Origin of the sequence: Affinirhizobium lemnae (assembly GCF_022968395.1) — a bacterium.
Lineage (GTDB): Bacteria > Pseudomonadota > Alphaproteobacteria > Rhizobiales > Rhizobiaceae > Neorhizobium > Neorhizobium lemnae.
The window spans coordinates 24373-42428 of sequence record NZ_JALJQZ010000028.1; the positions used below are offsets into that span (position 1 = coordinate 24373).

The 18056-nt window shown below is 56.5% G+C and carries 15 protein-coding genes and 2 pseudogenes; 14 read left to right on the forward strand and 3 right to left on the reverse strand.

Annotated features, from left to right (window positions below):
• The first annotated feature begins 97 nt into the window (after window positions 1-97).
• A pseudogene (locus MUU53_RS16165) lies at window positions 98-1051 on the forward strand (IS110 family RNA-guided transposase).
• A gap of 142 nt (window positions 1052-1193) precedes the next feature.
• On the opposite strand, the gene MUU53_RS23390 reads toward MUU53_RS16165, so the two are convergent.
• Complete coding sequence (locus tag MUU53_RS23390) at window positions 1194-1514, reverse strand: transposase (RefSeq protein WP_377307159.1); 321 nt, start codon at window positions 1512-1514, stop codon at window positions 1194-1196.
• 181 nt (window positions 1515-1695) lie between these two features.
• On the opposite strand from MUU53_RS23390, the pseudogene MUU53_RS16170 reads away from it, so the two are divergent.
• The 11 genes and pseudogenes from MUU53_RS16170 to MUU53_RS16220 all read left to right on the forward strand — a co-directional run.
• A pseudogene (locus tag MUU53_RS16170) lies at window positions 1696-2132 on the forward strand (transposase); the annotation flags it as partial.
• Window positions 2133-2203: 71 nt separating this feature from the next.
• Entirely contained in the window at window positions 2204-3226 is a 1023-nt protein-coding gene (locus tag MUU53_RS16175; protein WP_247261841.1) for a LysR family transcriptional regulator, read from the forward strand.
• A gap of 119 nt (window positions 3227-3345) precedes the next feature.
• Entirely contained in the window at window positions 3346-4386 is a 1041-nt protein-coding gene (locus MUU53_RS16180; RefSeq protein WP_247261817.1) for an ABC transporter substrate-binding protein, read from the forward strand.
• Window positions 4387-4389: 3 nt separating this feature from the next.
• Window positions 4390-5493, forward strand: coding sequence for an ABC transporter ATP-binding protein (locus MUU53_RS16185; RefSeq protein WP_247261818.1), 1104 nt, complete (start codon window positions 4390-4392; stop codon window positions 5491-5493).
• Entirely contained in the window at window positions 5490-6368 is an 879-nt protein-coding gene (locus tag MUU53_RS16190; protein WP_247261819.1) for an ABC transporter permease, read from the forward strand. Before MUU53_RS16185 ends, MUU53_RS16190 begins: the two co-directional genes overlap by 4 nt.
• Complete coding sequence (locus MUU53_RS16195) at window positions 6365-7156, forward strand: ABC transporter permease (RefSeq protein WP_247261820.1); 792 nt, start codon at window positions 6365-6367, stop codon at window positions 7154-7156. Before MUU53_RS16190 ends, MUU53_RS16195 begins: the two co-directional genes overlap by 4 nt.
• Window positions 7101-8669, forward strand: coding sequence for an FAD/NAD(P)-binding protein (locus MUU53_RS16200; RefSeq protein WP_247261821.1), 1569 nt, complete (start codon window positions 7101-7103; stop codon window positions 8667-8669). The genes MUU53_RS16195 and MUU53_RS16200 overlap by 56 nt, the downstream gene beginning before the upstream one ends.
• A complete protein-coding gene (locus MUU53_RS16205) occupies window positions 8666-9487 on the forward strand; it encodes a creatininase family protein (RefSeq protein WP_247261822.1) in 822 nt (273 codons plus the stop codon). The genes MUU53_RS16200 and MUU53_RS16205 overlap by 4 nt, the downstream gene beginning before the upstream one ends.
• Complete coding sequence (locus MUU53_RS16210) at window positions 9487-11175, forward strand: CocE/NonD family hydrolase (protein ID WP_247261823.1); 1689 nt, start codon at window positions 9487-9489, stop codon at window positions 11173-11175. Before MUU53_RS16205 ends, MUU53_RS16210 begins: the two co-directional genes overlap by 1 nt.
• On the forward strand, window positions 11175-12221 hold the full coding sequence (locus MUU53_RS16215; RefSeq protein ID WP_247261824.1) for a questin oxidase family protein: 1047 nt from the start codon (window positions 11175-11177) through the stop codon (window positions 12219-12221). The genes MUU53_RS16210 and MUU53_RS16215 overlap by 1 nt, the downstream gene beginning before the upstream one ends.
• The gene (locus MUU53_RS16220) at window positions 12218-13816 is read left to right on the forward strand and encodes an amidohydrolase family protein (protein WP_247261825.1); all 1599 of its coding nucleotides are present in this window, start codon (window positions 12218-12220) and stop codon (window positions 13814-13816) included. Before MUU53_RS16215 ends, MUU53_RS16220 begins: the two co-directional genes overlap by 4 nt.
• Before the next feature lie 59 nt (window positions 13817-13875).
• Here the strand turns inward: MUU53_RS16220 and araD are convergent, their stop codons facing one another.
• The gene (gene araD, locus MUU53_RS16225) at window positions 13876-15612 is read right to left on the reverse strand and encodes an L-arabinonate dehydratase (protein ID WP_247261826.1); all 1737 of its coding nucleotides are present in this window, start codon (window positions 15610-15612) and stop codon (window positions 13876-13878) included.
• Window positions 15613-15737: 125 nt separating this feature from the next.
• Between araD and MUU53_RS16230 the strand changes: the two genes are divergently transcribed.
• Window positions 15738-16472, forward strand: coding sequence for a GntR family transcriptional regulator (locus tag MUU53_RS16230; protein ID WP_247261827.1), 735 nt, complete (start codon window positions 15738-15740; stop codon window positions 16470-16472).
• Between the two features lie 18 nt (window positions 16473-16490).
• Window positions 16491-17270 carry an HpcH/HpaI aldolase family protein gene (locus tag MUU53_RS16235; protein WP_247261828.1) on the forward strand — a complete coding sequence of 260 codons (780 nt, stop codon included), beginning with the start codon at window positions 16491-16493 and terminating at the stop codon, window positions 17268-17270.
• Between the two features lie 5 nt (window positions 17271-17275).
• Here the strand turns inward: MUU53_RS16235 and MUU53_RS16240 are convergent, their stop codons facing one another.
• Window positions 17276-17815, reverse strand: a complete 540-nt coding sequence (locus MUU53_RS16240) for an NUDIX hydrolase (protein ID WP_247261829.1) — start codon at window positions 17813-17815, stop codon at window positions 17276-17278.
• Window positions 17816-18056: the final 241 nt, after the last annotated feature.

An 18056-nucleotide genomic window follows, 5' to 3' on the forward strand; every position in this document is an offset into this window, starting at 1 on the left:
AGTGTTCAGGAGGAAGGAGCGAACCATGCCTATAATGATTCTTGGCAGTGATCTGGGCAAGAATAGCTGCAGCCTTGTTGGGCTGGACTAAAGTGGAATGGTCGTTGTTCGAAAGCGGCTGCGGCGTGATGGAGTTATCGGTTTTGCCGCCAAGCTGCCGCCATGTATCATGGCGATGGAAGCTTGCTGTGGTACCCATCATATGGGGCGGTCACTGGCGGCGCTGGGGCATCAGGTTAGACTCATGTCGCCGGAATATGTGCGGCCTTACGTAAAGGCCCAGAAAAACGATGACTGTGATGCAAAAGCGATCGCCGAAGCCGCAACCCGCCCCACCATGCGTTTTGTCGAACTCAAAAGCGAGGAACAACTCGACGCTCAGACGCTCCACCGAGTGCGCGACCGCCTGGTCGGTGAACGCACTTCGCTGACCAACCAGATCAGAAGCTTGCTTTTGGAGCGCGGGCATGTCGTAGCACAAGGGCATGCTCGACTACGATTCTTGCTCGGCGAGTTGCTGGATACCGATGCGATCGCACTGAGCCCGCGCAATGGCATTCCTACTGGGTGACATGCGCACACGCTGGGAAGAACTCGATCGGCGCATCGCCTCCTTTGATGCCGAGTTCGCGGCCATGGCCCGAGCCGACGTGCGGGGTCGGCGTTTGACGGAGTTCCCGGCATCGGGGCGCTGAACGCCACGGCATTGGTTGCTGCGGTCGGCGACGCAGCGACGTTCGCCAAGGAACGCGACCTTGCAGCATGGTTGGGCCTCGTGCCTCGTCAAGCTACCACCGGCGGAAGACCCAAGCTCTTGGGTATCGGCGGCGGTGGCAGATACCTGCGCAATATGCTGATTCAGGGTGCACGATCCGCCATGCCCTCGTTGGCAAAGAGCGACACCGCAATCTGGGCGTGGCTGCGAGGCCTTCTTGCACGCAGCCATTCCAATGTCGCTGTCGTCGCATTGGCCGCGAAGATGGAGCGAACCGTGTGGGCCTTGCTCCACCATGAGCGAAGCTACAAGACGGTCCCGGTGACAACAGCATAAGACATATGGGAATGCGCACGTGGTGAAAACGCCGCCGGGTGCGATGAACTGCGAGTAGTGAAAGGCAGATGGCCTGACAGTCAATCGGCGTCCCGAAAACCTCCGGCGCAAAATGGCCTTCGAGACCGACCCCTTATGAGGATCAGGACGCGCGGATCTCCATCTTGGCAGTGGCCAGAGCGCCAACATGCCGGATACATTTGTGCAGACTGCTCAAACCATCATCCAATTGTCGCTTGCAACGGGGCGGGCCATACGTTCCCTCGGCTGCGGATCGATGAGCCTTGGCAGTCGTAGTATCTACCATGTCATGGTCGTCCGATAATGCATCGAAAATCTCTTTGAAAACATCGGCTTCGCACCAATCGCGAAATCTGCGATAGGCAGTACTCCAGTTTCCGAACATCGCAGGTAAGTCGCGCCGCGGACTGCCTGTCCGCACGATCCACAGCGCCGCCTCCAGAAAAGGCGCTTATCCCTTCCGCTGCGTCCGGGGTCCTTCGACTTGCCCAGGCAATAAGAATCCATCTTCGCCCATTGGGCATCAGTCAATACTAATCGTTCCATACAAAGCTTGAATCATATCAAGTCAGCCGCGTGAACCCCCACAAGCACTAAGCAACTTTTCCGGGAAGTTTCTTTCGGATCCACACCTCGTCTTCATCGACGAGACCTAGGCCTCGACAAACATGGCCCGCCGCCATGGCCGGTGTGCAAGAGGCGAACGCCTGCGGGTCAGCGCTCCGCATGGCCATTGGAAAACCACGACCTTCATCGGCGCGCTGACGCTGCGCGGCTTCATTGCACCCTTCGTCATCGATAGAACGATCAACCGAATCAGCTTCGAGACATATGTCGAGAAGGTGTTGCTGCCCGAACTTCGACCTGGCGACATCGTAGTGATGGACAATCTATCGAGCCACAAAGGGCCAAAGGTCCGGGAGATGATCGAAAGCGTTGGCGCAAGGCTGCCGAGCGCTCCATCAGCGGCCTTTAGTACAGGATCGGGCGCGTGCTCAAACTCTTCACGCCAAACGAATGCCAGAACTATTTCGCCGAAGCAGGATACGATGCAACATGATCGGATTCCGCTCTGGCCGTTGGCATGAAAATTGCTTTTATTCAAGTACAGCCCTGAATAGAGGTAGGAATATGACAGCACATCCTATTGGTAATCTTGATGTTCGCTTGATGCGCACATTGTTGATCCTGTTGACGGAATGCAGTGTATCCAAAACCGCAGATATTCTGGGACAAGCGCAGCCGACGATCAGCCTGACGTTAAAGCGCCTGCGCGAAATCTTTGATGATCCGTTGCTGGTGCGGTCCGGCAATAGTCTTGTACCAACGGAACGTGGCATGGATCTTCGCGTGGCGATGGAGGAAATTTTGGGGCGCATTGATACCCATCTGGCACGTCGCACCAACTTCAACCCCGCCAGCTCCACACGCGAGTTCCACATTGTAACAACCAACTGCCTCGGAACCGTATTTTTGCCGCCACTGATCGGCCAAATCAGCAGCGTGGCGCCAAAGGTCAGTCTTGATGTCTCTCCCATACCGGAGCATGAGGATTTGCTATCTGGCCTGTCAGATGGCTCAATTGATGCAGTGATTGGCAACTGGCCTCGCCCGCCCGAGCATTTGCGTATGGTCTCGATATTAACGACCGACATTGTGTGTCTTGTGCGGCCAAGTCATCCCTTTACGCGACGTACGGATCGCATCCGGATGGATGAATATCTTCTTGAAAAACATCTGTCGCCCACATCACGGCGTCATGCGCATCTAAGCCCCATCGACGGTCGCTTGATAGAACTTGGCCTTACCCGTCAGATCAGCGCCACGGTCCCGGAATATGCCATAGCACCCTATATCCTCGCACAGTCCAATTTATTGTTCACCACCGGCCGCCACTTTGCAGAGCAGGTAGCACAATCCTTTCCATTCGCCGTACTGGATGCGCCGGAAGAGCTGGGAAAAATGCATTTTTATCTGCTGTGGCATGAGCGAAATCACCATTCCTCCGATCAGATCTGGTTGCGTGACATGATCAAGAAGGTGGCGGCCAGCATGCGGTCTCTCGATGGGATAACACTTCCGCCCCTGCCTGGAACGTACACTGTGCCTTCTTTGCAGGTGAATGATGCACTTGCTCCGCGAAGGGCAATATAGCCTATTGCTCCTGCGTTATAGGCATTGCCTGGCTTGCATCCTAAACTGCTCGCATACCAACAAAAACGGGGGTTCCGATCATGCGCGCAGGAATGACACGACGGGAATTGCTTGCAGTAATGGCTGCAGCTGGGGCAGCAGGTACAGTTGCACGCACCTCCTCTGCATGGGCCGCTGTATCTGAGCTGGTTTGGGCGACATGGGATTCCAATGGACATCCCGAGTATGTTGTGGACTTTGAGAAGCAAACAGGCACCAAAATCAAGCTCTCCTACCTGTCGAGCGAAGATGCTCAATTCGCCGCCCTCAAGACCGGCTCTGCTGCGGACTGGGACATGATCAACCCTTCGCTGAATGGCAGCTGGCGCTACATCAAGGCTGGGCTCTTGAAAGAGCTAGACCTTTCGAAAATTCCAAATGCATCGCTAATGTATGATGTATTCAAGACAACGAAAAAGGCTCAGAACGAAGCCGGGAAGACCTTTGCCATCCCCTACCTTTGGGGTCTCAACCCGATCATCTACCGCACCGACAAGTTTGATAAAGAGCCTGATTACAATACGCTGTTCGATGCAAAATATTCCGGTCAGTTAGCTATGCGCGACTATGCTCTGGAATCCATTGCAATTGCGGGTCTTGTGGCCGGCGTCCCGCGTGACAAAGTGTTCACCATGGACGCCAAGGAGCTGGGTGAAGCGAAAAAGCTTCTGGTTGCGCAAAAGCCCCATCTTCGGACCTATTGGCAGACGATTGGCGACCTCACAAATCTGTTTGCGACAGGCGAAGTCACCTGCGCCTTCTCCTGGCGCGTGCCCTATGACGAGTTGAAGGGCAAGCTTCCGGTCGGTATGGCGAAGCCGAAAGCCGGGGTCATGGGCTGGTGCGATTGTTTTGCCATGCCTGCCAACCTGCCCGCCGAGAAGGCTGAGATTGCCTATAAATTCGTGAATTATCTGCTCGGCCCTGAGTACTCCACCCAGGTCGCCCGTGTTGGTCACTATGCCACCACATCATCCGTAATTCGCAACAAGCTAACAAAGGAAGAGCAGGCAACAATCTTCATCGACGATATGGATGTGATGAAGAATTTCATGTGGCCGGTAGCACCTGACAATTATTCCGATTGGCTGAAAATCTGGAACGAAGTCAAGGCGAGCTGACCGATGGACAGCAGAGTATCCGCACGGTCGCAGATAACCACGCCGCTGCTGCTATCGGCAAGGGGGCTGGTCAAAGATTATGGCCGAAGCCGGGCGGTGGATGGGGTTGACCTCGATATTCCAGAAAGGGCGTTTACGACCTTTCTGGGTCCATCTGGATGCGGCAAGACAACTATGCTGCGGATAATTGCGGGCTTTGAAAGGCCGGATGCAGGCTCAATCATCCTCGATGGCAAGCCGCTTCTGGATGTGCCGCCAGAGAGGCGGCCCGTAAACACGGTGTTTCAAAGCTACGCCCTGTTTCCGCATCTCACTGTATTTGAAAATGTCGCTTTCTCATTGACACTACGCCGCAGATCGCCAGATCCAGGACCGCGTGTGAGACGCGCTCTTGAAACCGTGCATATGGCTGATTTTGCCGATCGCTACCCCCATCAGCTTTCCGGCGGTCAGCAACAGCGGGTTGCCGTGGCCCGTGCCATTATTGCTGAGCCACACCTGCTGTTGCTGGATGAGCCTCTGTCTGCCCTTGATCGCAAAATGCGCAGCCATCTGCAAATCGAGCTGAAAGATCTGCAGCGGCGGCTGGGCATTGCGTTTGTCTGTGTCACGCACGACCAAGAGGAGGCCTTCGCCCTTTCGGACCTGATTGTGGTAATGAACCGAGGGCGAATTGTGCAAAGGGATGATCCTGCCACTCTCTACGCCCGCCCGGCCAATGCCTTTGTTGCAGATTTCATTGGGTCTGCCACTCTGATTTCTGGTGAAGTCATTGGGCTGGCGGAAGGTGCGACTAGCGCCAGTTTGCGCACATCGCTGGGTATCTTAGAGGCCCCTTGCGTCGAGGGGCTGAGTGTGGGGCAAACTGCCATTTTCGTGCTACGGCCCGATCATGTTCAGGTGGTGGAACCATCTCTGTGGAATAATCAACCTAGTTTTAAAGCCACGGTGCGCCACATCGTGTTCAAAGGCGATCATTATCTCATAGAGGCTGAAGCAGAAGGCATTCTGTTGGTCTTTGAAGACAAACTACTGCTTAATCCAGGTGATGCGGTGATGCTGCAGATCAATCAGCCTTCATGCTTCATCACGAGGGTTGACACATGAACCCTGTATTGAGCCGCGCAACGCTTGCTGTGCCTGTAGCACTACTCCTGATTATCGGCTGTGTGCTTCCGCTTGCCTTGCTACTGGTGTTCAGTTTTTTCACTGTGGATATGGATGCATTTGTGATGGTGCCGGATTTTTCCGGCGGCAATTGGCTGCAGATGGCTACAAAGCCGATTTTTGGCCTACTGATTGGCAAAGCCGTGCTTTACGGTTCGGTGACGGCTGTGCTGACGGCATGTCTTGGTTATCCGGTGGCGCTGGCCATTGCCTCGCTGTCACGAAACGCAAAAAGTCTGGCCGGCGTCGTTCTGCTGACACCGCTTTATACTGGCGAAATTGTACGCATCTATGCATGGCGTGTTTTGCTCGGCTCCGAGGGGCTGGTCAATGCACTGCTGAAAGGTATTGGCCTGATTGACGAGCCTTTGAAATTCCTGCTGTTTACGCCGTTCACCACGTATCTGGTGCTCGTCTACAATACTCTACCCTTCATGGTTTTGCCCATCTGGATTTCTGCCGAACTGGTTGACAGGAGGCTGATTGAAGCAGCGCGTGATCTAGGTGCCCGTCCGATCGAGGCCTTCTTCAAGGTGACTCTGCCGCTCACCACGCCTGGGCTTGCGGTGGGCCTGTTTGCGGTATTTGCGCTGGCGGCTGGCGATATGCTCACGCCCTCCATGCTGGGCGGTACATCAGGTTCAACGCCGATGGCTCTGATCGACAATCTGTTTGGCACCGCTTTTGACTGGCCGCTGGCCTCGGCCCTCGCGCTTAGTCTCCTAATGGTCCTCTTTGGCTGCGCAAGCGCTATGGCTTGGCTTTTACTGCGTCTGAAGGGTGCACGCGCTGTGTTACAAAGAGGGTTGCAATGAACAGTTTCTCCCGCTCGACGTTGCTACTGGCCGTCAGCTTCTTCTATCTACCAATTGTAGTTCTGGCGATATTCTCGTTCAATGCATCGAGCCTGATGGCTTTTCCTTTGAGTGGCTTCACTCTCGAATGGTATCAAGCGCTGGCGGATAACGGGGCTTTTCACGATGCCTTCATCACCAGCTTTCTCGTTTCACAACCGGTTGGTATTCTATCGGCGCTTATTGGGCTTGCGGCGGCACTTGCGTTGGCATCACCGGCCTTGCGCTGGCGTACCGGCTTCATTGTGCTGATTGTCCTGCCTTTTCTGGTACCAAAAACCGTTTTGTCGATTGCGCAAGCCATGTTGCTGAGTTGGACGGGGCTTGGGCGGAATGCCGTGACTTTGATTGTCGCACAAACACTTGTGGCCATTCCTTTTACCACCACCATTATTGCCGCTGTCGTCATCAGACTTGATCGTCGGCTAGAAGAGGCCGCACGCGATCTGGGCGCCACACCATGGCAGAGTTTTCGCAAGGTCACGCTCCCGCAAATCAAGGGTGCAATTGGGGCGGCTTACTCGATTGGCGTAATTCTGTCGCTGGCCGATCTTACCATTTCGATGTTTCTGGCCGGTCGCACCCAACCCCTGTCTCTGGTTGTCGCCTCGCAATTTCGCCGCGAGTTGAAGCCCGATCTGAACGCAATGCAAGTGGTCGTGCTTTGCCTAACGGCAATCATCTTGCTGCTGAGTGAACTTTACCGCCGAAAGCGGTTGCTGCGCGGACATTTTCAGCGCGAGCAATAGTAAGGATTCCCCGAGGAGAAATGTCATGCCCCAATCTTGCGTACAAACACAATCAGAGATTGATATATTGACGGAAAAAGCACGTCAAGATTTATCACAGCTGGGCTATCCTGCGGCACGGTGGCTTACTCCAATAGGCCACGACGACCCAACCCTGGATGATGTGGCCATCATTGGCGGCGGCCAATCCGGTGTAACCATTGCTGCCCAATTGAAATGGGACGGGGTGGACAGGGTATCAGTTCTCGATGCCGCTGCACCCGGGCAAGAAGGTCCGTGGAAAACCTTCGCCCGTATGGAAGAATTGCGCACACCAAAAACAACGATTGGAACCGAATTTAACGTTCCCAACCTGTCCGTACGTCGCTGGTTTGAAACACGCTACGGGGCGCAAGCATGGGAGACAACGGCACGGATCCCTCGTACCGATTGGAAAGATTATCTCGACTGGTATGCCCAGGTCTTCGAGATCAGGATTTCGAACGGCATTGAAGTGGTAGATATCGCACCAGACGGCGATTTCATTGCCTTGACGCTGCTAGAAAAGGACAAGGTTTCGAAAAAGTTAGCGAGAACAGTGGTTTTGGCAACCGGCATGGATGGCGCAGGCGGCTGGCATGTACCATCCTTCATTTCGGATCATCTTTCGCCCTCGCGCTATAACCACACCAATGGTCCGGTGGATTTTGCGGCCCTGAACGGCAAACGTATTGGCATTCTCGGCCATGGTGCCTCTGCTTTTGACAATGCCATTAAAGCACTTGAGGCAGGAGCGGCATCCGTCGATCTTTGTTTCCGCCGGTCCAGATTGCCTCGTACAAACCCGCACCGGGCTCTGGAAAACCCGGCACTGATGACGCATTTTCCAGATCTGTCGGACCTAACCCGCTGGCAAATCGCGCGCTATTTCGTCAAGAACGATCAGCCGCCGCCAGTGCGCAGTTTTCAAACTGCGCTCGTCATGCCCGGCTTCACCCTCAGACCGGCTACGCCTTGGTTATCTGTCGCCGAGAAGCCTGAAAGCGTGCTGGTTGAAACGCCGCACGGGTCCCTGGAGTTCGACCATCTGCTTCTGGCCACAGGCCTTACCGTGAATTTGAGCAAACGCCGCGAGCTTTCAAGGATAGCGGATCGTGTCAGGCTGTGGGGTGATTGCTTCACACCGCCAGACGGTGAGGACGATGCGCGTCTGGCGCAAATGCCCTATCTGGATCGGCACTATGCCTTCCTGCCCAAGGATCAGGCCGATGACTGGGTGCAGCGCATTTTTGCCTTCAACAGTGCAAGTGCCGTCAGTCACGGACCGCATTCCACCTCCATAAGCGGCCATCGTCATGCTTTGCCGCGCCTTGTGCGCGGTGTGGAGCGGCGCTTGCTGCTGGATACGGAAATGACGCTGCTGCCTGCTCTTCTTGGCTACAAATCGCAAGACCTGCCGGTGGCAGATGATTTTGAGGATGGCTTTTTGAAAACCAACCTTGAGACTCCAAAACGTAGGCTGAGGATGTCATGAGCCATTCCTTTTATTGGGCAGATTACTCATCGCCTACCATCGCGGAGCGGGACTTTGCTCGTACCGTCATCATTTTGCCGGTCGCTGCGGTGGAACAGCACGGGCCTCATTTGCCGGTGGGCGTCGATTCCTTCATCAATCGTGCCATTCTTGACAGGCTTGTCGCCCGATTGCCGCGTGACGCCGATGTGCTGATTTTGCCAGCCATTTGCATGGGTAAGTCGGATGAGCATCTGGCCTTTGCCGGAACACTGACAATAGGCTTGGAAACGCTGCGTCAAGTCTGGCTGGACATGGCCCGTAGCGTTGCCCGGGCGGGGGCAAAGCGCATCCTGCTTTTCAATTCCCACGGCGGGCAAATGGCGTTGATGGATATTGTCTGTCGCGATATCCGCATCGAACTTGGCATACTCGCGGTTGCCTGTAGCTGGTTTCGGGTCACCCCCGTTGACGATCTGTTTAACGCTGCTGAAATGCAGCACGGCATTCATGGCGGCGATATTGAAACCAGCATGATGCTCGCCATTGCCCCGCAACTGGTTGACATGAGCAAGGCCGAGGATTTCTCACCGCTGACGGTAGAAATAGAGCAGGCCGGAAGCCCCCTGACCGCGGAAGGTGCGGTTGGCTTTGGCTGGCAGGCGCAGGATCTGCACGCGGCAGGTGTCTGCGGCAATGCGAGCGCTGCCACCGCTGCCAAAGGCGAGGCAGTGCTGGAGCGGGCAGCCAAAGGGCTTCTGGAGCTTATCGAGGCAACTGCCGCCTTCGATCTAGGCAGATTGGTGCCACACTCGGCTTTTTCTCAAAGGAAAAGCTGATGCTGTCAGTACAAGCGCCCCAAACGATCACGATGACCATGGCGGATGGCGTTGGTCTCGTCGCGGATGTCTATCGCCCGGTTGGTCCAGGTCGCTTTCCGGTGCTGGTGCTGCGCCTGCCCTATGGTCGTAGGGTTGCCTCCACCGTGGTGCTGGCGCATCCGGCTTGGTATGCCGCACAAGGTTACATTGTGGTGGTACAGGATGTTCGCGGGCGCGGTACGTCTGGCGGGCGTTTTCGTGTACTCGAAGATGAGGCAGCCGATGGCGCGGCCACGCTGACGTTTGCCGCTGATCTTGATTGTGGCAATGGGCAGGTAGCAACCTATGGCTTCAGCTACCACGCGATGAACCAGTTTCTCGGCCTGGCAGGTGCCATTCGCGCTGGCACCCGCCGCCCGGATGCCATGGTAACAGTAATGGCGGCCTGGAATGTCCGCAATCATTGGGCCTATGAGGGCAATGCATTTCGTCTTGCTGACGCGCGTGAATGGGCGCGGCAGATGGCGGTTGAGAATGCGACGCGAGATGGCGCGTACGATATGGCCGCCGCATTGCTGGCGGGCTTTGCGCCAAAGGAAGAACGGCTTGTGACACCGCCACTGCTGGAACGCGGCGCCGCGTACAGCCACTATCGTGACTGGGTTGCCGATGATCCGGCCTACTGGCTGCGTCTCTCTCCCAACGCTGCGTTGGACGGCATCATCCCCGACTTGCCGGTGCTCCATATTGGAGGCTGGCATGACATCATGCTGGAAGGAACGCTGGCGGCCTATCGGGCTTTTTCAGAGAACAGCACGCAGCAACGGCTGATGATCGGACCATGGGCGCATATCCCCTGGGGCCGCAGGTCTGGCGCTCTGGATTGTGGTGCCAAAGCCGCGCAGGGTGTGGATCAAGAGATTGTCGGTTTCTTCGATTCGGTTTTGAAGGGTCATGAAAACCCGCTTGCGCCCGTACGCCTGTATGATTGCGGCATCAGGGACTGGCGCAACTTTTCCGCTCTGCCAGAGGCCCAGTTCGCCACACTGTATCTTGGCTCTGGGGGCAGGGCTTGCCCCACCAGTGAAGACGGTATTCTGGCAGATAGGCCCGGACATGCGGCTGTGGATTACATCGTCCATGATCCATGGCGGCCAGCTCCAGCCTGTGGCCTGCACCTCGGTGCACCTTACGGCTATGCCAAGCGTAGCGCGGTGGATGATCGCGGCGATGTCGCCGTCTACACGTCACCGCCGCTGATCTCTACAGTGATGCTGTGCGGCGCAACTGAGATCAGCCTTGATCTCAGTTGCGACCAGCTAAGTTTTGATCTTCATCTCGTGCTGTCCATGGTGACGCCGGACTTCGAGGTCATTGCACTCGCAAGCGGCCACTGGCATCAGCCAGATGGAGCAGAGGCGAATATCAAGGTGGCGCTTCGGTTCACCACAATGACGATACCCGCAGGCTTCAGACTACGGCTGTCTTTGCAGGCGTCCGCCTTTCCGGCCTTTCCGATCAATCCCGGCACCGGACTGCCGCCTCAGCAGGCCGGGATTTCCGATGCGCTGGTCACAACACTCTCTATACGCACAAGCCAGGCAGGTCATTGCCGGATCAGGTTGCCTCTGCTGGATGCGGCACAGCTTCAACTGACTCAAGACACGCCCTCACCACAGGGTCGAACGGCGCAGGAGATTCATTAATGGCGATTGCTATTCCCTCATCAGAGGCTGATACGCTGCTGGCCGAAATGCCGCTTTGGGGCTCGGAGTTTGAGCACACCTTTGCCAATCACGCGCCCATGGTACTGGCAGCGCTTCAGCGCATTGGTGGTACACCCCGAGAGATGCGTCGCTTCTTCGATCATTATCGCCGGTCCAAAAAGCTCTTGCCCGCAGGTTCTACGCAGGTCCCGCTGAATGCGCAGACATGGCAAACTGCCCTTGGCATTCGCGCCCGCGAACCAGACTTGCGCGCGTTTTTCATGGCTGAGGTGGAAGCCCTTGGCATAGCGCAAGCCTTGCGCATCACTCTGCCGGTGTTGGCTCCGGGAATAGCCGCCAGCGCCTTTCATGCGTTGATGCGCACTGCCTATGGTGTGTTGAGAGACAACAAGCAGGATGTGGGCATTGCTCTGGCCTATTGGGCCGCCACCTATCTGCCGCTTCCGCCCAGCCGCGGCGCAAAGCCAGTGACAGATGACCCGGCCCAGGTGCTGGCGTTAACGGCAGCCATAGCGCCATTGCACGATTTGCAGCTGCATGAACTTCTCTGGCAAAATATTCGTGACTCTACCGCGCTTGCGGAATTCGCACCGGTTGTGGATTGGCTGGAGATAGGGCCAGACACCATGGGGAGGATGGCCGACGTGGCCATTCGACTGTTTGCCGCAACCCAGCATTTCGCCGCTCTCCATGTGGTCACCGGCCTGCACTGGATCCGGCTGATTGCCCCTTATTGCGACCAGACGGTGCTGAACACGATGCTTCGGGTATTCTGGCAGGCAATTGCAGCACTTCTGCCGGAATTGGGTTTTCCCACTTTGCCAAGAGACGAGGTAGTTGAGCGCTGGCGCGCAATTGCCGCGCCCGAATGGGTGGATATCCACGCGGCGGCGCGCCAAAGCTTTGATGAGCATGATATCAGTATTGCCTTTTCTGCCCATCAGGAAATGGCGCTCTATGGCGATCCGCTCTACCGCGTCGCTTGCGCACGCAGGCTGGGATTGATTGGAGATTACACGGCATGACGGCAGATCTTGCGCAAACAGATTGCATTGTTGAAGCAGGCACCGTCTTGTGCGGGCTGGATGGCAACGGGAACATGCATCTGCGCCATGATGTGGGTATTCGTGTTGAAAACGGCATGATTGCCCAGATTGGCCCATTGGCCGCTGTGGGGTATGGCCGTGACAGCCTGCCGAGGTTTGGCTCGTCTGAGATGATTGCAATGCCCGGTCTGGTCAATAGCCATCATCATTTTGGTGTGACACCGCTGATGATGGGCGTGGGCTTTGCGCCGCTGGAGCTATGGCTGCCGCGTTTTCGGGCGATGCGATCCGTTGGTGCGCGCCTCGATACGCTTTACTCCGCCATTGAAATGCTGGAAAGCGGCACTACCACCGTGCATCACATTGCCAGTGGGTTGAGCGGCATGCCAGACGATTGGGATCGTGCGACGGACGCCGTGCTAGGTGCCTATCAAGAGATCGGCATGCGGGTTGGTTATTCCTTCATGATGCGCGACCGCAATATCCTGACCTACCGTTCGGATGCCGAGGTGCTGGCAACATTGCCCGCCGACATCCGCTACTGGCTAGAGCCGCAGTTGGCGGCCGCAAATGTGCCGACCGCGGACTATATGGATTTCTTCAAGGCCAGCCGCAGTAAATGGCAAGGTCGCAACGGGGCCTTCGTGCGCCATCATCTGGCACCGGCCAACCTACACTGGTGCAGCGATGAAAGCCTGCAAACGATTTTTGCCACCGCCCGCGAGGCTGGCTGCAACATTCACATGCATCTTTTGGAAACAGAGCGGCAGGCGGCTTTTGCCCGCTCGCAATATGGCTGCTCAGCCGTAGAACACCTGCACGATATTGGTTGTCTGGGGCCGGAACTCACCATTGGCCATGGTAACTGGACCACGCCGCGGGACCTGGACCTGATAGCAGACCACGGCTGCTGCATTTGCCACAATGCCAGCTCGGGCTTGCGGCTAGGAAGCGGCATTGCACCCGTCAATGCCATGCGCCAACGCAAGATTGCCGTAGCTCTCGGCATCGATCAATCCAACATAACCGATGATCGCGACATGCTGCTGGAGATGAAACTGGTCTGGGCCTTGCACCGCGACACAAGTCTTTGGAACGACCGGCCCGATGCAGCAGCGGTGCTGCAAATGGCCAGTGAACATGGTGCAAAAACGGCTGGTTACGGCGGCAGTGTCGGGCGGCTGGAACCCGGCCAACGGGCAGACATTGTGCTCTTACGCCGCAGCCGGGTGGCGCGCCCCTTCATTGATGCGCAAACGCCAATCAGCGAAGCAGTGCTGCATCGTGCCACGAAGGATGCAGTCGATCAGGTGTTCATTGATGGCAGACGTGTGGTGGATGGCGGCAAAGTCACATTGATCGATAGAGAGGCGGTCCTTGCCGAAATCTGCGAGAGGCTGGCTGCATCCGAAAGTGATAAAGAGTTGACGGCGCGGACAATGGTCGCTCAACTGATGCCGTATCTTGAGGCTTTCCATCGCGAACATCCTTTGCCGCAGACCGAAGGTTCCTATCGCTTCAATGCGATAGGCCAACCCATTGCCCCGCCCGACATAATCACCGCAGACCAATGACCAACAAGCTTAATCCATTGCTCAACATGCTGACGGGAACCACAACGGCCAGACCCTTTTCAGTAAATCTCAGGTTCGCCTGCCGAACGTCCAAAATCGGTTTCCAGAAAATCGAAATCGCAGCCTTTATCGGCCTGAGTGACATGCTGGAGAAAGATATGGCCGTAGCCTCTCTCGAACCGGGGCGCAGGCGCGACCCAGGCCGCCTTTCTTTTCGCAAGTTCACCCTCGTCGACCAGCATATCAAGACGGCGATTGGGGAGATCGAGCCGGACAATATCTCCTGTCTTCAACAGCGCGAGCGGGCCGCCGATATAGCTTTCCGGGGCAACATGGAGCACACAAGCGCCATAGGATGTGCCAGACATTCTGGCATCCGAAATTCTAAGCATGTCGCGATGGCCCTGTTTGATTAGGGCCTTTGGTATCGGCAGCATGCCCCATTCCGGGAAGCCGGGACCACCATGCGGACCGGCATTTCGCAGCACCATTACATGGTCCGGCGTTATCTCCAGGTTCTCGTTGTCCACCGCCTTCTTCATCTCAGGATAGCTATCGAAAACCAGGGCCGGACCCTGGTGCACATGGAATTTGGGATCACATGCAGCAGGCTTGATGACTGCGCCATCCGGGCACAAATTGCCCCGCAGCACGGCGAGCGACCCTTCCTCGTAGACAGGATTGGAGAGCGGCCGGATCACATCCGCATTATAGACCTTCGCACCTTGCAGGTTCTCCCCCATCGTCTTGCCGGTAACGGTGAGTGCCGATAAATCGAGGCGATCTTCCATCTGCTTCATGAGCGCCCTCAGCCCGCCCGCATAGTAGAAATCCTCCATCAGGTAATCCTTGCCGGATGGCCTCACATTGGCGATGAGCGGGGTTATGCGTCCCAGAGCGTCCAGATCATCCAGCGTCAGATTGATGCCTGCACGTCTCGCCATAGCGATGAGATGGACGACGGCATTGGTGGAACAGCCGGTTGCCATGGCGACGACGGCGGCGTTGCGGCAAGCGGCCTCGGTTATGATTTGATCCGGCGTCAGATCCTCCCATACCATTTCCACGATCCGGCGCCCACAGGCTGCCGACATGCGCTGATGCTCAGAATCGACCGCTGGAATCGAGGAGGCGCCGGGCAGTGTAAGCCCCATGGCATCGGCTATGGCCGTCATCGTGGAAGCGGTCCCCATCGTCATGCAGGTTCCGGCGGAGCGAGCGATACCGCCCTGAATACCGAGCCATTCCGCATCAGAAATATTGCCTGCACGGCGCTCGTCCCAATATTTCCACGCATCGGAACCGGACCCAAGCGGTTTACCCGCATAGTTGCCACGCAGCATTGGGCCCGCCGGAAGATAGATCATTGGAACGCCAGCAGAAATCGCGCCCATGACCAGACCCGGCGTGGTCTTGTCGCAACCACCCATCAGCACGACGCCATCCAGCGGATGACAGCGGATCATCTCCTCGGTCTCTATGGCGAGCAGATTACGATAGAGCATGGAAGTCGGCTTGATGAAGCTTTCATCGACCGAAAGCGATGGCAGTTCGACGGCAAATGCACCAGCTTGGAGGACACCGCGCTTCACATCCTGAACACGCTCGCGAAAGTGTGCGTGGCAGGTGTTGAGTTCAGACCAGGTGTTCAGAACGCCAATGATAGGTCGATTGGCGAAGTCTTCTTCCCCGTAGCCAAGCTGCATCATGCGCGAGCGGTGGCCGAAGCTGCGTAAATCATCTGGCGTAAACCAGCGTGCAGACCTCAAATCTTCCGGCTTCTTCCGTTCCCGCATGGCAAATTCTCCTGATTGCGCACGGGAAGGATCCTCCACCTCGCCCGTCTCTACACTAATACACTAAAACATCAGTGCATCAAATTCTGTTTCGATCTATAGTCCGGTGGGCGGCAGGAGGGTGTATGGCAAAAACGCGAGAACCGGTGCTGGACAGATCCCGCCAAGTGGCGGTGCAGATCCTCGATATCTTGCGGGAACGCATTCTGTCTCTGGAACTGGAACCGGGACAGCCTGTGTCCAGACATACTCTCCAGAACGAGTTCGCGGTCAGCCAGACACCTGTTCGAGACGCGTTGCTGCACCTGAAGGAAGAGGGATTGATCGACATCTTCCCGCAATATGCGACGCGTGTTTCGCGAATCGATATCGGCCACGCGCGGCAGGCCCAGTTTCTGAGACTATCGATCGAAGCCGAAGCATTGCGGCGTTTGACAGTCAAAAACTCAACGGCAACCGCCGATCAACTGGATGAACTCATTGCGCTTCAGGAGCGATTTGCCGAACCTGAGACCTATGGCCGGTTCGAAGACCTGGATCGTGCTTTTCACCGCGTACTTTACCTGCAAACCGGGATCGACCGCCTGTGGGATGTTGTGAGGGCGCAATCGGTCCACCTCGATCGTCTGCGGCGTTTGAACCTTCCTATGCCTGGAAAACTGCAGTCTCTGATCGGCGATCACAAAGCAATTGCTCAGGCTGTCAGGCGTTCCGACGTCGAGGGAGCGGTCAGTGCCTTGCGTGAACATCTGTCTGGGACGCTATCAATCGTGCACGAAATACGCACGCGATTTCCAGATTATATTGTGGACGAGGCCGAACAGGACAGGCACGTTCCATCTAAAAATGCGGATTCATGAGAGTTAGGAAGGCGTAACATGCGCGCGAACCGGATCAGGCAATTGTGGGCGGCAGGTCAACCGGTGCTCAACGGGTGGCTTTCGTTCGCGTGTCCGTTCACGGCCGAAGTCATGGCGGCGCAGGGCTATGACAGCCTGACGATAGATATGCAACACGGCATGGTAGACTTCATGACCAGCCTTGGAATGATGCAGGCTATGAGTGCCTCTGGCGTCGTGCCCATGGCCAGAGTAGCCTGGCTCGATCCTGTCGAAATCATGCGTATTCTCGATGCTGGCGCCTATGGCATCATCTGCCCCATGATCGAAACGCGAGAGGATGCCGAGAGATTGGTTTCCTACGTTCGCTATCCCCCGACAGGCGTGCGCAGCTTCGGCCCTTCACGCGCAGTCTTTTCGGCAGGCGCCGATTATGGCGAGCGGGCAGACGAGGAAGTATTGTGCTTCGCCATGATCGAAACCCGCAAGGGTTTTGACAATATGGAAGAAATCGCATCAACGCCGGGACTGGATGGGCTGTACATCGGTCCGGCCGACCTTGCGCTCGCTCTGACGGGGCGGACCTATCGCACCGGTTTCGATAGAACCGAGCCGCAATTGATCGACGCCATCGTGAAAATCCGGGAGGCCGCACATGCGGCCGGAATTCGCGCCGCCTTGCATTGCGGCTCAGCATCCTATGCCGCCCAGGCGACCGGTTGGAAGTTCGATCTGCTGACCGTCAGCAACGACGTGCGGCTTCTCGCTGCGGCGGCACGTACGAGCGTGGAAGAATTCAGAAAGACGGCAAAGATCTGAGCCGATCAATCAGAAACGGGCTTCCTGGGCTTTGATCGCTTGGGCTGAAACTCGACCAGAAGCGATTTCAACTCGATCTCGCGAATGCGCCGCGCCGCTTCATCCGGGCTAACCCAGGCAATGTGGCGCTCGCCCTTTTCCTTGAATTGCTCGCGCATCTCCGTCACTTCTATCTGGAAGACATCCACGACACAGGGTACGACATTTCCGTCATCGAGAAGCTTCAGATAGGTATAGCGCCCTATCGGCTTCTTCCTGACATCGCCCCGAACGCCCGCCTCTTCCCATGCTTCGATGGCTGCAGCCTCATGCGGCTTCTTTTTCTTCATCGGCCAGCCCTTGGGGATGACCCAGCGACCGCTGTCACGTGTCGTCACAACGACGATCTCGACGCTCTTCCCATCAGCGGTGCGGCGAAAACAGAGAGCGGCATATTGCTGGCGAAAAGAGCCGGAGAACAATTTGTCCGGCACGCCTGCAAGCTGCCTCAGCAATGATGGTGCTTTGCTTTCCCGCAGTTTTGGGGTCTTTTTGGTGGATCTCATCACTTCAGATCGTTGCAAACATGCGGAAACAAGCCCTGGCCACGTTCTTATGACACATTTGTGGCGGCTTGTGATCGTCGAAAGCGTTTCAGCCATGATGAGTAACGGTGTTTGCCGACGCGGGGGCAAGACGGCCTCCTCGGATTCCTGGGAGCGCGCACTGTAACTGTTCTGTCGCAGGCTGCGGTCTACTCGGGAAGATGCTAGACGACGATTTTCGCGCCAATTGCGAGCGCATCGT

Excerpts from the sequence above, each read along its gene's own strand:
- MUU53_RS16195 (WP_247261820.1), top strand. The coding sequence starts at position 6,365 with ATGAACAGTTTCTCCCGCTCGACGTTGCTACTGGCCGTCAGCTTCTTC.
- MUU53_RS16215 (WP_247261824.1), top strand. The coding sequence starts at position 11,175 with ATGGCGATTGCTATTCCCTCATCAGAGGCTGATACGCTGCTGGCCGAA.
- MUU53_RS16240 (WP_247261829.1), bottom strand. The coding sequence starts at position 17,815 with ATGAGATCCACCAAAAAGACCCCAAAACTGCGGGAAAGCAAAGCACCA.
- araD (WP_247261826.1), bottom strand. The coding sequence starts at position 15,612 with ATGCGGGAACGGAAGAAGCCGGAAGATTTGAGGTCTGCACGCTGGTTT.
- MUU53_RS16180 (WP_247261817.1), top strand. The coding sequence starts at position 3,346 with ATGGCTGCAGCTGGGGCAGCAGGTACAGTTGCACGCACCTCCTCTGCA.
- MUU53_RS16235 (WP_247261828.1), top strand. The coding sequence starts at position 16,491 with ATGCGCGCGAACCGGATCAGGCAATTGTGGGCGGCAGGTCAACCGGTG.
- MUU53_RS16190 (WP_247261819.1), top strand. The coding sequence starts at position 5,490 with ATGAACCCTGTATTGAGCCGCGCAACGCTTGCTGTGCCTGTAGCACTA.
- MUU53_RS16205 (WP_247261822.1), top strand. The coding sequence starts at position 8,666 with ATGAGCCATTCCTTTTATTGGGCAGATTACTCATCGCCTACCATCGCG.
- MUU53_RS16185 (WP_247261818.1), top strand. The coding sequence starts at position 4,390 with ATGGACAGCAGAGTATCCGCACGGTCGCAGATAACCACGCCGCTGCTG.
- MUU53_RS16210 (WP_247261823.1), top strand. The coding sequence starts at position 9,487 with ATGCTGTCAGTACAAGCGCCCCAAACGATCACGATGACCATGGCGGAT.
- MUU53_RS16175 (WP_247261841.1), top strand. The coding sequence starts at position 2,204 with ATGACAGCACATCCTATTGGTAATCTTGATGTTCGCTTGATGCGCACA.
- MUU53_RS16220 (WP_247261825.1), top strand. The coding sequence starts at position 12,218 with ATGACGGCAGATCTTGCGCAAACAGATTGCATTGTTGAAGCAGGCACC.
- MUU53_RS16230 (WP_247261827.1), top strand. The coding sequence starts at position 15,738 with ATGGCAAAAACGCGAGAACCGGTGCTGGACAGATCCCGCCAAGTGGCG.